The organism is Streptomyces sp. XY006, from assembly GCF_002237655.1.
GTDB classification, from domain to species: domain Bacteria; phylum Actinomycetota; class Actinomycetes; order Streptomycetales; family Streptomycetaceae; genus Streptomyces; species Streptomyces levis.
Genome location: NZ_NOKT01000001.1, coordinates 543,792 through 558,156, shown reverse-complemented (window position 1 = coordinate 558,156; position 14,365 = coordinate 543,792). Strand labels below are relative to the sequence as shown.

Annotated in this window: 10 protein-coding genes; 5 read left to right on the top strand and 5 right to left on the bottom strand. The window is 71.1% G+C overall.

The features are described 5' to 3' along the window. Positions 1-158: 158 nt before the first annotated feature. From CHR28_RS02505 to CHR28_RS02490, 4 genes are read left to right on the top strand one after another with little or no spacing between them, the layout of a single operon-like run. Positions 159-1,214 carry a glucose-1-phosphate thymidylyltransferase gene (locus tag CHR28_RS02505; RefSeq protein ID WP_094051721.1) on the top strand — a complete coding sequence of 352 codons (1,056 nt, stop codon included), beginning with the start codon at positions 159-161 and terminating at the stop codon, positions 1,212-1,214. Beyond that, positions 1,211-2,200, top strand: coding sequence for a dTDP-glucose 4,6-dehydratase (gene rfbB / locus CHR28_RS02500; protein WP_094051720.1), 990 nt, complete (start codon positions 1,211-1,213; stop codon positions 2,198-2,200). The genes CHR28_RS02505 and rfbB overlap by 4 nt, the downstream gene beginning before the upstream one ends. Continuing rightward, positions 2,197-3,585, top strand: coding sequence for an NDP-hexose 2,3-dehydratase family protein (locus CHR28_RS02495; RefSeq protein WP_094051719.1), 1,389 nt, complete (start codon positions 2,197-2,199; stop codon positions 3,583-3,585). Before rfbB ends, CHR28_RS02495 begins: the two co-directional genes overlap by 4 nt. A 36-nt stretch (positions 3,586-3,621) precedes the next feature. Continuing rightward, positions 3,622-4,587 carry a UbiA family prenyltransferase gene (locus tag CHR28_RS02490; protein ID WP_094051718.1) on the top strand — a complete coding sequence of 322 codons (966 nt, stop codon included), beginning with the start codon at positions 3,622-3,624 and terminating at the stop codon, positions 4,585-4,587. A gap of 86 nt (positions 4,588-4,673) precedes the next feature. Here CHR28_RS02490 and CHR28_RS02485 read toward each other — a convergent pair whose 3' ends face one another. The 5 genes from CHR28_RS02485 to ispH form a co-directional block, all read right to left on the bottom strand. Further along, the gene (locus CHR28_RS02485) at positions 4,674-7,082 is read right to left on the bottom strand and encodes an ATP-binding protein (protein ID WP_094051717.1); all 2,409 of its coding nucleotides are present in this window, start codon (positions 7,080-7,082) and stop codon (positions 4,674-4,676) included. A 605-nt stretch (positions 7,083-7,687) separates the two neighbouring features. Next, positions 7,688-8,857: a flavodoxin-dependent (E)-4-hydroxy-3-methylbut-2-enyl-diphosphate synthase gene (gene ispG / locus CHR28_RS02480; protein WP_094051716.1), complete on the bottom strand. Its 1,170-nt coding sequence runs from the start codon at positions 8,855-8,857 to the stop codon at positions 7,688-7,690. After that, positions 8,854-10,704 (bottom strand): 1-deoxy-D-xylulose-5-phosphate synthase, encoded by a 1,851-nt coding sequence (locus CHR28_RS02475; protein WP_094051715.1) that lies wholly within the window; start codon positions 10,702-10,704, stop codon positions 8,854-8,856. Before CHR28_RS02475 ends, ispG begins: the two co-directional genes overlap by 4 nt. A gap of 4 nt (positions 10,705-10,708) precedes the next feature. Continuing rightward, positions 10,709-11,752, bottom strand: a complete 1,044-nt coding sequence (locus CHR28_RS02470; protein WP_094051714.1) for a polyprenyl synthetase family protein — start codon at positions 11,750-11,752, stop codon at positions 10,709-10,711. 27 nt (positions 11,753-11,779) lie between these two features. Further along, positions 11,780-12,730 carry a 4-hydroxy-3-methylbut-2-enyl diphosphate reductase gene (ispH, locus tag CHR28_RS02465; RefSeq protein WP_094051713.1) on the bottom strand — a complete coding sequence of 317 codons (951 nt, stop codon included), beginning with the start codon at positions 12,728-12,730 and terminating at the stop codon, positions 11,780-11,782. A 267-nt stretch (positions 12,731-12,997) separates the two neighbouring features. On the opposite strand from ispH, the gene CHR28_RS02460 reads away from it, so the two are divergent. Continuing rightward, positions 12,998-14,164, top strand: a complete 1,167-nt coding sequence (locus tag CHR28_RS02460; RefSeq protein WP_094051712.1) for an IS701 family transposase — start codon at positions 12,998-13,000, stop codon at positions 14,162-14,164. Positions 14,165-14,365: the final 201 nt, after the last annotated feature.

Here is a 14,365-nt window from a genome sequence, read left to right as displayed (position 1 = left end):
GGTGAATAGCACGGAGTGCGTCACGCCCAGCAGGACATGACAGAGTCCAAGAACATATCAACGGGCCCCCACGGCGGCGCCGTTAGCCTCACCTGTGCACTCCCGGAAAATCCTACGGACATCACTCATTGGCCGAAGAATCGATCCGGAAGGACAAAGTGAAGGCTCTCGTACTGTCCGGCGGGATGGGAACCCGGCTTCGGCCCTTCACCTATTCCACGCCGAAACAGCTGATTCCGGTCGCCGGAAAGGCGGTCCTGGAACATGTCATCGACAACATTCTGGCTGCGGGCATCACCGATATCGGCGTGATCGTCGGCGACCGGTCGGAGAAGATCCGCGAGGCGATGGGCGACGGGTCCCGGTTCGGCGCCCGCATCACCTACATCCACCAGGCACAGCCCCTCGGGCTGGCCCACTGCGTACTGATCGCCCGGGAATTCCTGGGTGCCGACGATTTCCTGATGTACCTCGGGGACAACGTCCTGTCGGAGGGAATCACGGAAATCGCGCGGACTTTCACCGCGCAGCGGCCGGACGCCCAGGTCGTCGTCCAGAAAGTCGCCGATCCGCGGGCTTTCGGTGTTGCCGAGATCGACGATTCGGGCACGGTGACCCGGCTGGCCGAGAAGCCTGCCGTACCGCGCAGCGAGCTCGCCCTGATTGGCGTCTATTTCTTCACTCCGGCCATTCACCGCGCGGTCGACAGCATCCGGCCGAGTGCGCGCGGGGAGCTGGAGATCACCGACGCGATCCAGTGGCTCGTGGAGGACGGTGCCCGTGTGAAGGCGAGCGAGTACTTCGGTTTCTGGGCCGACACCGGGAGCGTCGACGCCGTCCTTGCATCCAATCGCAGGCTGCTGGACGAGGTGCGCCCGCAGCGGCGCGGCGAGGTGGACGACGCCAGCGTACTGACCGGTCCGGTGGTGCTCTCCCCGGGTGCGCGCGTCGTGCGTTCCCGCATCGACGGGCCGGCGTACATCGGCCCCGGGAGCGTGGTGGAGGACAGCCACGTCGGGCGCTACACCGCGATCGGCGCCGGCTGCGCGGTGCGGCGCACGCTCATCGAGGACTCCATCGTGCAGGACGGGTCCTCACTGTCGGACCTGCGCAGGCTGAGCGGCTCGCTCATCGGCAGGACCGCCTCGGTGACGGCCACCCGCCGGCACCGGCTGATCGTCGGGGACGACTCCCGGGTGGAGGTCGCATCATGAGAATCCTGATAACGGGCGGCGCCGGCTTCATCGGCTCGCACTATGTGCGCGCCGTGCTCGACGACCGTTATCCGCAGGCCGTCGGCGCCCGGGTGACCGTCGTCGACAAGCTGACCTACAGCGGCAACCTCGCCAACCTGCCGGCCGGCGCGGAGCGTCTGGACTTCGTCCACGGTGACATCTGCGACGCCGGACTGCTGCGGGAGCTGCTGCCCGGCCACGACTCGATCGTGCACTTCGCGGCCGAGTCGCACGTCGACCGCTCCGTTGCGGCCGCCGCCGACTTCATCCGCACCAACGTCATGGGCACCCAGGTGCTGCTCGACTGCGCGCGCCTCGCCGGCGTGGAGCGGATCGTGCACGTCTCCACCGACGAGGTCTACGGGTCGATCGCGTCCGGGTCGTGGACCGAGACCCGGCCGCTGGCGCCCAATTCGCCGTACGCGGCGTCCAAGGCAGCCTCCGACCTCGTGGTCCGCTCCTACTGGCGCACCCACGGGCTGGACGTGTCGATCACTCGCTGTTCCAACAACTACGGCCCCTACCAGCACACCGAGAAGCTCATCCCGCTCTTCGTCACCAACCTCCTGGAGGGCAAGCCGGTGCCGCTGTACGGGGACGGGCACAACGTCCGCGAGTGGATCCACGTCGAGGACCACTGCCGCGCCGTGGAGACGGTGCGCGCCAAGGGCCGGGCCGGGGAGATCTACAACGTGGGAGGGGGTGTCGAGCGGACCAACCTGGAACTCACCCACCAGCTGCTGGAACTGTGCGGCGCCGACGCGTCCGCCGTCCGCCGGGTGGCCGACCGGCCGGGGCACGACGACCGCTACTCCCTCGACGGTACGAAGATCCGCGAGGAGCTGGGCTTCGAGCCGGCGGTGCCGTTCGACCGCGGTCTGCGCGAGACCGTCGGCTGGTACCGGGACCACCCCGGCTGGTGGAAGGACGTCAAGCGCGCCGCCACCTCGGAGGTGACCCGATGAGCGCGCCGGCGCCGGCCCTGCGCAGCCGCGACGAGCACGCGGCCGGACCGGACCGCCTCATCCGCTCGGCGCAAGCGGTGCACGGCCGCGGTCCGCGTACCGAGGAGCTCGTGCCGTGGCTGGCGGAGCGCGCGCGGACCCACCGGTACCGGGTGGAGCGCATTCCGTTCGCCGGCCTCGACAACTGGTCCTTCGCGCCGGGGACCGGCAACCTCGTGCACCGCAGCGGCCGGTTCTTCACGGTGGAGGGCATCCACGTCATCCATCCCGAGAACCCGGTCCCGGAGTGGCGCCAGCCGATCATCAACCAGCCGGAGGTCGGTATCCTGGGCATCCTGGCCAAGGAGTTCGACGGCGTCCTGCACTTCCTGATGCAGGCGAAGATGGAGCCGGGCAACCCCAACCTGGTGCAGTTGTCGCCGACCGTGCAGGCGACCCGCAGCAACTACACGAAGGTGCACCGGGGCGCGGACGTGAAGTACCTCGAGTACTTCCTGGACGTGCCGCCGGAGCGGGTGATCGCCGATGTGCTCCAGTCGGAGCACGGCTCGTGGTTCCTGCGCAAGGCCAACCGGAACATGCTGGTGGAGGCGGCGGGCGAGGTCCCGCTGGAGGACGGCTTCTGCTGGCTGACCCTCGGGCAGATCGGGGCGCTGCTGCGCTTCGACAACGTGGTGAACATGGACGCGCGTACCGTCCTCGCCTGCGCCCCCGGGCAGCCGGCCGAGACCGGAGCGCTCCACTCCGACCTGGGGCTGCTGTCCTGGATCACCGCCGAGCGCGCCCGCCACGACCGCCGCGTGCGGTCGGTGCCGCTCGCCGAGGTGACGGACTGGGTGCGCGGCGACTGGTCGATCGACCATGTGCCGGAAGGCTACTTCCGGGTGATGGCGGTCGCGGTGGAGGCGGCCGGCCGCGAGGTCGCGCAGTGGACCCAGCCCTTGATCGAACCGCTCGGTCTCGGGGTCACGGCGTTCGTGACCCGTCGCTTCGGCGGTGTCCCGCACCTGCTCGTGCGGGCCCTGCCGGAGGGTGGCCTGACGGAGACGCTGGAGCTGGCGCCGACGGTGCAGTGCGTGCCGGACAACTACCGCCGTCTCGACCCCGCACAGCGCCCGCGCTTCCTCGACCTGGTGCTCGGCGCCGACGAGAAGCAGATCCGCTACGAGGCGGTGCACTCCGAGGAGGGCGGCCGCTTCTATCACGCGCAGAGCCGCTACATGTTCGTCGAGGCGGACGAGTCGCAGGCACCCACCGAGCCGCCTGCGGGGTTCGCCTGGATCACGCCCGGGCAGCTCAACGCGCTGGTGCGGCACAGCCGGTACGTCAACGTGCAGGCACGTTCACTGCTCGCCTGCCTCAACACCGCCGCGGTGACGCTCTGAGGGGGCGTCCCCGGCCCGACAGTAAGGACTCACTCCATGGCGGCTGCGGGTATGCAAGTGGCCCCGGAAGCAGGCGTTCTGCGGCGACTCGGCAGGTACGCCAGGCTGGTCAAGTTCCAGTTCGTCCTCGACTTCCTCCTCGCGCTGCTCATCGTGTGGACGGCGATGGAGCCGGGCGCCCGCCTCGACGGGCAGGTGCTCCTGACGCTGCTGGTTTTCGCTCTGGGGAAGGTGGGCGTGCTGTCCGCTGTCATGACGCTGGACGACGTGACCGGTGTCAAGGACGGCAGCGACACGGCCAACTACCTCTCCGACGACAACACCGAGCTGCGGCCACTCAAGCGCAAGCCGCTGCTCACCGGCGAGCTCACCGTGCACCAGGCGCAGCGGTTCGGGTACGTGGCCCTGGGGTGGGGGGCGCTGTGGTGGCTGGTGGCGGTGCTCGCGGCGCCGCACGCGCCCGTGTGGGGTGTCGTGGTCACCACGCTGCTGTTCGTCTTCAGCCCGCAGTACTCGTGGGGTCTGAAGCTCAGCTACGTCGGGCTCGGTGAGCTGCTGCTGCTCTTCTCGGCCACGGCGTTCGTGCTGTCTCCCTACTCCCTCACCGCCGGTGACCTTCCCGCGCTGGTGCTGGTGGAGGCGCTGCTGTTCGGGTTCGGGCAGTTGCTGATATCCGGCTACTCCAACACCCAGGACATCGGCGGGGACGCGGCGGTGGGCCGGCGCACCGTGGCGGTGATGACGTCGAGGCGCGGCAACCAGGTGTTCCTGGGGGCGCTGACGGCGGTGAACCTCCTGGTGATCCTCGGGCCGTACGCCGCGGGGTGGATTCCCGGCTGGTTCGTGGTGGCGACCGTGCCGCTGATGACGCTGAGGCTGCGCCAGTACGTCTCCTTCCTGCGCGACGGCCACGCGCTGCTGGCGCGCTCCCGTGGCGTGGTGATCTTCCGGACGACCGTCGCCTGTGTGCTGCTGTTCAACGTGGCGCACCACTGGTTCTGAGCGTGCGGGGCCCGGTACGCGGAGCAGTGGCACCACCGCCGCTCCGCCTACCGGGCCCCGCCCTTCGACGTACTCCGGCGGGCTCTTCAGGCCCGGGAGGCGCGCGCGCCGGTGGGCCGCAGGGCCGTCGGCCGGCTCCGGCGGGCGGAGTCCTGCTGGGACATCCAGCTGGCGACCTGGACCCGTGAGGTGCACGCCAGCTTGCGCATGATCTTGCGTACGTGGTTCACGGCCGTCCACTCGGCGATGCCGAGACGGCGGGCTATCTCCCGGTTGGTGAGGCCGTTGGCCACCAGCTCGGCCACCTCCCGCTCCCGCGGGGTGAGCGGGTTGCCGGCGCCGTCCGGTGCGCGGTCCGGCTCGACGCTCTCGGAAGGGGCCAGTACGGCGGCGACCGCGGCCTCCGGCGGCGACTGCCGGCCCTCGGCGGCGAGCTCCGCGGCCTCCTCCTCGCCCAGACGTACCCGGGTGAGGGCGGTGACCGCGTCCACCTCCATGCGCACGGGGGCGGGCGCGACGCAGCCGGTGGCGGCCCGGATGCCGGCCGCCGCTCCCAGGGCCCGTGCCGCCCGGCGCCAGGTCTCCATCGACTGGCCCCGGCTGCGGGTGAGCAGAAGGGTGAACTTCTCCAGGCCGAGCGCGCACAGCGCCAGGTGCCTCAGCTCGGCGATGTCCCGCAGGGCGGACCGGTACAGGTCGACGGCGCCGTCCTGGTCGCCCAGAGCGAAGGCCACGTCGCCCAGGACGAGACGGGTGAGCGCGATGTTGCGGACGTCGCGCTGCCGCTCGAAGAACTCCAGCGCCTCCTCGGCGAGTCTGCGCGCGCAGGCCGCGTCGCCCTCGGCGCGGCGGACCTCCGCGAGGACGCGCAGCACCTCGGCGTGTTCCGCCCGGTCGTCGTCCGCGGCGGCGGCCACGCAGTCCTCGAGACGGCGGTCGGCCTCGGCCAGGTCCCCGCGCCGCAGTGCGACGAGCCCGGCGCCTCGGATGCAGGCGGCGACCCCGGCGGCATCGCCGAGTTCCTCGTACGCGGCACGGGCCTTGCCGAGGCAGTCCTCGGCCGCCGTCATCTCGCCCGCGGCCAGCAGGAGTTCGGCGAGCGCCAGGCGCCCTTCGGCCTGCTGGGCCGGGGTGAGACCGCCGGCGTCGTCGAGTCCGGCCCGCAGCCGGGCGATGCCCTCTCCGATCTCCCCGCGGGCCTGCCAGTACTCGCGCAGGTTCACGGCGATCGCGACCAGGTTCGCGGTGTCACGCGTGCACGCGAGGAAGTCCAGCGCGCTGGTGAGGTCCTGCCGCCAGTAGTCGAGCACGAGCAGCCACCGGCTCTGCTCGGGGCCGCGCAGTCCGCTCTCGGCGCCGGCGGTGAGGTCGACGCAGAACGCGGCGTGCGCCGCCGAGAGCTCCCGGTCCTCCCCCAGCGTGTGCGCCTCCTCCAGCAGGAACTGCCGGGTGAGGCCGAGCATGGAGATGATGAGCTCGCCGTCGGAGCACTCCTCGGTGTACAGCAGGCTCTTGTCGACGAACGTCTCCAGCAGGCGCTGGAGTTCGCCGGCGCCGCCCGACCACAGCGCCTGGGCGGTGGGCAGGTCGAAGGCCCGGTGGAACACGGCGAGCCGTCTGAGCAGGTCCCGCTCGTCCTTGTCCAGCGTGTCGAGCTGGCGGGCGATGGCGGCGCCCATGCTGCGGTGCCGGGACAGGGTGTCGAACTCGGTCCCGGACAAGGCGTCGAGGCTGGTGTCCAGTTCGTCCAGGAGGCGCTGCGGGGAGAGCATCTTCATGCGGGCCGCGGCGAACTCGATGGCCATCGGCAGGCCGTCGGTACGGCGGCAGAGCCGGACCACCGCGTCGCGGTTGTGCTCGGTGAGCGCGAAGTTGGGGCGGCTCACGACGGTGCGTTCCACGAACAGCTTGACCGAGGGGATCTCCCGCAGCTCGTCCAGGTCCGGCTCCCGGTCGGCCGGTGGCAGCTCCAGCGGGCGCAGGCGCAGCAGCACCTCGCCGTAGATGCCGAGCCGTTCGTTCCCGGTCGTCAGGACGGTGAGCCCGGGGCAGTCGTTGACCAGGCGGGTGACGGCCGGTACGAGCGCGGCGCGCATCCGGTCGCAGCCGTCCAGCAAGAGCAGACAGCGGCGGGGCTGGAAGTAGGCGCGCAGCAGGGTGTGCACGGGCCGGCCGGTGCCGGTCTCCAGGCCGAGGATCTCCGCGAGCAGCGTCTCGGGGTCCTGGTCGGGGGCGACGTCGTTCAGGTCGACGGCCCGGCCGCCGTCCTCGAAGGACTGGGCGACGTCGGCGTACGCGGCCGCGGCGAACCGGCTCTTGCCGACTCCGGCGGGGCCGGTGACGGTGACGACGCGGACGGCCGGGTTGCCGAGGAGTCCGCGCAGTTCGGCCCGTTCCTCCTGCCGGCCCACGAGGGAGCGGTTGGCGACGGTGAGCAGACCCGGTCCGCCGGCGCCGAGGTCGTCAGTGGTGGTGCTCGGACTGTTCGGGTACATGGGCAGCCCCTATGGATCAACGGACACACGTGATGGATTCGATCCCGCTGATTTCCGGCAGGCTCGTACGCAGGACGAGCCGAGGTGGTCCTCGCCGTGCCTACAGTGACCCGGCGCGGCAGCACCTCGGGGGAGCCGGAGGCACGTCGCTGTCTCGGGACGGCGGGACGGGAACCGCGCCGCAGCCGGGGAGCCGGACGCTCCCTCTCGGCCTGCCGGGCGCAGGAACTTTCGTCCGTGGCCGCGCGCGACCCCTGCCGCACATCACGTGCAGTCACCCCCGTTTCCATCCTGTTCCGGACAGTGCCACGGTAAGTTAGTCGCGCGCTTGAGCGAATTGTTTCCAGCCGACCATCTCTGGCCATCGCTTCCCGCGGAATGGCGCGACCCGTTTCCGGTGCAGCTCAACACCCCTGGAACACTTGTGCGTTCCCTGCCGTCGGACCGTCGCCCGAGCCGGTGGCGTGCGGTCGCAGACGCGAGCGGGGCACGGCTGGTTGGCGCAAAACCTTCCTGAAAAGGCACGGAGAATGTCAACTCCGCGGCACGCGACGACGGCCCGCGGGCGATCCGCGGACCGTCGTCGGCACGAAGGGGGCATGGGGTCAGGACGGGGTGACGATCACCGGCCCCGCCCCGTCGACCGACGCGCCGCGCTCCTCGGCGATCCGCACGGCCTCTTCCACCAGCGTCTCGACGATCTGCGACTCGGGAACGGTCTTGATCACCTTCCCCTTCACGAAGATCTGTCCCTTGCCGTTGCCGGACGCCACGCCCAGGTCGGCCTCCCTGGCCTCGCCCGGCCCGTTCACGACACAGCCCATGACGGCCACCCGGAGCGCCGCGGGGAACCCCTCCAGCGCCGCCGAGACCTTCTCCGCCAGGGTGTGCACGTCCACCTGAGCCCGCCCGCAGGAGGGGCAAGAGACGATGTCCAGACCCCGCTCGCGCAGGGCCAGCGCCTCCAGGATCTGCGTGCCGACCTTGACCTCCTCCACCGGCGGCGCCGACAGGGAGACCCGGATGGTGTCGCCGATCCCCTCGGACAGCAGCGCTCCGAAGGCCACCGCGGACTTGATCGTGCCCTGGAAGGCCGGACCGGCCTCGGTCACCCCGAGGTGCAGGGGGTAGTCGCAGCGCTCGGCGAGCAGCCGGTACGCGGCGATCATGACGACGGGGTCGTTGTGCTTGACCGAGATCTTGATGTCGCGGAAGCCGTGCTCCTCGAAGAGGGAGCACTCCCACAGCGCCGACTCGACCAGCGCCTCCGGGGTGGCCCTGCCGTACTTCTCGAGCAGCCGGCGGTCCAGCGAGCCGGCGTTGACACCGATGCGGATCGGGATGCCGGCGTTCGCCGCCTCCTTGGCGATCTCACCGACCCTGTCGTCGAACCTCTTGATGTTCCCCGGATTGACGCGCACGGCGGCGCATCCGGCGTCGATGGCCGCGAACACGTACTTGGGCTGGAAGTGGATGTCGGCGATCACCGGGATCGGTGACTTGCCGGCGATGGCGGGCAGCGCGGCCACGTCGTCGGCGGAGGGGACCGCGACCCGGACGATCTGGCAGCCCGCCGCCGTCAGTTCGGCGATCTGCTGCAGCGTGGCGTTGACGTCCGCGGTCACGGTCGTCGTCATGGACTGCACCGACACCGGCGCGTCCCCGCCGACCGGCACCGAACCCACCATGATCCGGCGGGACTTGCGCCGCGGGGCCAGCGGCGGCAGAACCGCCTCCGGCCTGACCGACGGCATTCCGAGACCGACCGTCGTCATCGTGTCTCTCCTCCGTGTTCCTGCTCGATGAGGCGGGCCATCTCCCGCTGGAAATCGACACTTCCGGTGCTGATGCGGTCCTCCACCGGACCGCTGATCTCCTCCACCACGGCCCTGGCGATGTCCTGCGCGGTCAGTCCGCAGCCGGAGAGCACCTCGGCGCGGCTGCCGTGCTGGAGGAAGCGCCGGGGGATGCCGAACTCCCGCGTCGGCGTGCGCACCCCTTCGTCGCGCAGGAACTGGGCGACGGCCGAACCCGCGCCGCCGATGCGGCTGTTGTCCTCGACGGTGATGGCGAGGCGGTGCCGGCGCGCCATGTCGGCGAGCGTCGGGTTGACCGGCGCCACCCAGCGCGGGTCGACGACCGTCGCGCCGATGCCCTGCGCCCACAGCACCTCGGCCACCTGCAGCGCAACGGGGGCCAGCGCTCCGACCGAGACGATCAGCACGTCGAGCGGTCCCGCACGGTGCAGTACGTCGGTGCCGGCGAACGTCGTCCTGGCGGGGATGTCGTCGCCCGTCGGGCCTTTGGGGAAGCGCACCAGGGTCGGGCCCTCCTCCCACTCGACGGCCTCCGCGAGCAGCTCGGCGAGGCGGGCGCCGTCCCGCGGGGCGGCGATCCGCAGCCCCGGCACCACCTGGAGCACCGACAGGTCCCACATGCCGTTGTGGCTGGGACCGTCGTCGCCGGTGACACCGGACCGGTCGAGGACGAACGTCACGGCCCTGCCGTGCAGTGCCACGTCCATCAGCAGCTGGTCGAAGGCGCGGTTGACGAAGGTCGAGTAGATGGCGACGACCGGGTGGACACCGCCCAGGGACATGCCCGCGGCCATGGTGACCGCGTGCTGCTCCGCGATGCCGACGTCGATGACCCGCTTCGGGAAGCGCTCCTGCATCGGCAGCAGCCCCGTCGGCTCCAGCATGGCCGCCGTGATCGCCACGACGTCCGGCCGGCGCTCGGCGATGCGGACGAGCTCGCGTCCGAAGACGGAGGTGAACGACGGCCCGGCGGAACCCTTCAGCGGCCGGCCCGTCTCGGGGTCCATCGGTTTGATGGCGTGGCCCCGGTCCAGCTCGTTGTGCTCGGTCACCGTGTACCCGCGGCCCTTCTCGGTGACCACGTGCACGACGACGGGCCTGCGCAGGTCCCGTGCGCGGCGCAGCGTCTCCTCCAGCACCGGCACATCGTGCCCGTCGACCGGACCGAGGTAGTCCAGCCCCAGCTGTTCGAACAGGCCGGGGACGCCCTGCTGACCGGAGCGCAACTCCCCCAGGTGGTCGGCGAAGCCGCCCTGGGTGGGGGCGTAGGAGCGCTGGTTGTCGTTGAGCACGATGACCAGCGGCCGGTCCGGTCCGCCCGCGATGTTGTTCAGGGCCTCCCACGCCATGCCGCCGGTCATCGCCCCGTCGCCGATGACGGCGACCACGGCCCGGTCTGTGCGCCCTTGGTGGGCGTCGGCGCGCGCCAGGCCGTCGGCGTACGACAGCGCCGTGGACGCGTGGGAGTTGGCCACCAGGTCGTGCTCGGACTCCGCCGGGTTCGGGTAGCCGGACAGGCCGCCCTGCCGGCGCAGCCGGTCGAACCCGGCCGCCCGACCGGTGACGATCTTGTGCACGTAGGCCTGGTGACCGGTGTCCCACAGCAGCCGGTCGCGGGGCGAGTCGAAGACCCGGTGCAGGGCGAGGGTCAGCTCCACCACCCCGAGGTTGGGGCCGAGGTGTCCGCCGGTCGCACAGACCCGGTCGACGAGGAAGGCGCGAATCTCCTCGGCGAGTGCGACCAGTTCCCGCGCGCTCAGTTCCCGCAGGCGCTGCGGGCCGTGCACGGTTTCCAGCAACGACATGCGATCACCGGTCCCGATAGGCGACTTCGAGGGCCATCTCACTCAGTTCCTCCCGCCACACCGGTTCGATCGCGGCCTGGTCGAGGGCGGCGCCGGCGCGTTCCACGAGCGCGTCGATGCGCTCCTCGATCCGGGTCCTGCTCTCGCCGAGCAGGTCGAGCAGCGCCGCGGTGTCCCATTCGGGGCGGTTGACGAGCTGGCGCACGTGCTGGTCGCGCTCCGCGGCCTCGGCGAGGAGCAGCGTCATCTTGTGCTGTTCCAGGTCCAGTCCGACCGGCTTGCCGGCCACCGTGCTGTCGCCGAACGCGCCGATGAGGTCGTCGCGCAGCTGGAAGGCGAGTCCGAGGCGCTCGCCGTACTCCTCGAACGCGGCCGTCAGGTCGGGCCGTCCGGCGAGCGCGGCGCCCAGCAGCAGGGGACGCGTGATGCTGTAGCGGCCGGACTTGCAGACCGCGATCCACCGCGACAGCTCCGGCGCGATCACCCCCTCCGCGGCCACGGCCACGTCCAGGTGCTGGCCGATCTGGATCTCGGTGACCATCTCGCTCCACACGTCACGGGCGCTCGGCGGCAGGTCGCGGGTGAGGCGGTCGGCGTAGAGCATGGCCAGCACACCGGAGATCAGGGCCACGCCCTCGCCGTAGCGGCGTGACTCGCCCCGCCAGCCGCGCTCCGCGTGGACCGTGGCGTGCCGGACGTGCGCCGCGGGGGCGCCGCGGCGGGTGTCGGACGCGTCGAGCACGTCGTCGTGCAGCAGCGCGCCGGTGTGGACCAGCTCGATGGCGGAGGCGGCGTCCGCCACCGCCGGGTCGTCGGGGTCGCCCCCCGCGGCCAGGTACCCGGTCACACAGAAGGCGGGGCGCAGCCGCTTGCCGCCCGCGTCGACCAGGGAGGTCACCGTGTCCACGGGCACCGCGCCCCGTTCGTCGACACCGCTCCAGCGGGCGCGTTCGTCGGCGAGGAGCTCGCCGAGACGTCGCTCGGCCCTGCGCAGCACCTCGGCACGGGCCTCGCGCACCGTGAGCCGGTCTGTCACCGCGGTCGTCATCAATTGCTCCCTCTCCAGTCCGGCCGGTCAGCCGGCCTTCGCCGTGTCGATGAGGTGCGTCGGCGGATGAAAGACCACGTCCTCCTGCGCCACCTGCTCGATCTCGATATCGCTGTAACCGAATTCTGCGAGCCTTTCCAGAACCTGGTCGACGAGGATTTCCGGGGCGCTGGCACCAGCGCTCAGGCCCACCACCGACACTCCTTCGAGCCAGCTCTCGTCGAATTCCGTGACGTCCGGGACGAGATGGGCGGGAACACCGAGCCGCCGTGCCACCTCGACCATCCGCAGTGAATTGCTGGAATTCCGGGAGCCGACCACGAGCATCAGGTCCGAGCGCGGCACGACCTGTTTGACGGCGTCCTGCCTGTTCTGGCTCGCGAAACAGATGTCGTCGGTTCCCGGGCCGCGCAGATCGGTGAAGCGGCGGCGCAGCACCTCGATGATGTCGCGCGTCTCGTCCACCGACAGCGTCGTCTGGGTGAGGAAGGCCACCGGGGTGTCGGCCGGCAGGTCCAGCCGCTCGGCGTCCTCCACGGTCTCCACGATCACCGTGCGGTCGGGCGCGTGGCCGAAGGTCCCCTCGACCTCCTCGTGCCCGGCGTGGCCCACCAGCAGCAGCGTGCGCCCCTCCCGGGAGAACCGCTTGGCCTCCTGGTGCACCTTGGACACGAGCGGGCAGGTGGCGTCGATCACGTCCAGCCGGCGGGCCTGCGCGTTGTGCCGCACCTGAGGGGAGACGCCGTGCGCGGAGAACACGCACACCGCCCCCTCGGGCACCTCCTCCTCGGAGTCCACGAACCGCACGCCGCGCCGTTCCAGCTGCCGCACCACATAGTGGTTGTGCACGATTTCCTTGCGCACATAAAGCGGAGTTCCATGGCGCTGCAACGCCAGCTCGATAATCGATATGGCCCGGCGTACACCGGCGCAGAAACTGCGCGGTTCCGCGAGGATGACCTTCTTTGTGCGTCCCATTTTCACCCGTCTCCGCTGCGTGGTTCGACTCCCGCAGGAGACTGTGCTGTTCAGGTGTGTCCCCGGTCAACCGTCTCAGGGTGCTCGGGCTCGAATCAGTCATGTACCGAGGGCGCCCCAACCGCTGAACCTTGCTAGGCCCTTGTCATTCATTACGGCTGCCTCCGATTCCTAATGTTGAGCCGACCGCACGGCGTGAATCGAACCGACCGCACGGCGCGAATTGAGCGGTCCGCACGGCGTGAAAGGAATCGACTGAGGAGTCATATGAGTACTGCTCTCATTCGGCCCGAAGCCGTGCTCGGGGACGCGCTCGACGACCTGGGCACGGAGCTGTTCGCGACACTGCGCCGCAGCGACCAGCGGCGCCGCGGCATGGAGTACGTCCACGGACTGCTCTCCACCCGGGGCCGTAAGTCGATACGGAACATGGCGGCGCTGAAGGGCGGCAGCACCGGCCAGAGCCTCCATCACTTCATCTGCAGCTCCACCTGGGACTGGATTCCGGTGCGCAGGTCCCTGGCCGGGTACCTGACCCGTCTCGCGCCGCCGCAGGCCTACGTCGCGCGCCTGATGACGATCCCGAAGGTGGGGCGTCACTCGGTGGGAGTCAGCCGGTACTTCTCGGTCGACGAGGGACAGGCGCTCAACGCCCAGCGTGCCGTGGGCGTGTGGGGCGTCGCCGACACCGTCACGGCGCCGTTCAGCTGGCGGCTGTATCTGCCGCAAGCCTGGATCAAGGACGGGCTGCGCCGCAATCAGGCCTCCATCCCGTGCGAGGTGGGGCCCGAGACGCTGGGCGACTGTGTGCTGACGGCCTGCCGGGAGAGCCTGGCCGCCTGGGAGCTGCCGGCGCAGCCGGTCGTCGTCGACATCGAGGAGGCCGATCCCGCCGCCACGGTGCGCGGCCTGCGCGCCATGGGCTTCCCGGCCATGGTGCGGGTCCACGGCGACCTGCCGTTGACGGTGCACGATCCCGCGCTGACCGGGCACGGCGCGCACCTGCTGACCGCTCCGGAGATCATGCAGGCGGCGCGGGCCCTGTTCCGGCCCATGGCCCGCCTGGAGACCGTCTCACGTTCGCTGCCCGCGGTCCGCAGGACCGCGCTGGTGGCGGCGGTCGGGGTGCGGCTGCCGGGGGCGGCCCCGGGCGGGGCACCGCTGTCGCTGGTCGGTGTGAACGAACCGGGACGGCGCGGGCCGGCCGAGATGTGGCTGACCGACCTGCCCCATCCGGCCGCCTCGGTGCTGCGCTTCGGCGACGCGGCGCGCCGCGTCGACCGCGACTTCGACGAGGTGACGTGCCGGGTGGGCATCCGTGACTACGTCGGCCGCTCCTACGGCGGCTGGCACCGCCACACCACCCTCGCCTCGGCCGCACACACCGTCGCCGTGCTCTCAACGACGGCCGCACAGGCGCGGCAGGCGTCCTGAGCCGGGCCGGGCTGAGCCAACGCGAGGACGGCAACGGCGGCCGGAACGGGCCGGACCAGGGCGACGACGGCCGTGAACGACTCGATACGCACCCGCCGGCGGGCCGGCAGCGGCCGATGACCCGCTGGCGGGCCGGCAGCGGCCGATGCTCCCCGGCGAGTGGCACGACCCTCGGCGGCGCACGCGGCGGCGCAGCCGTGG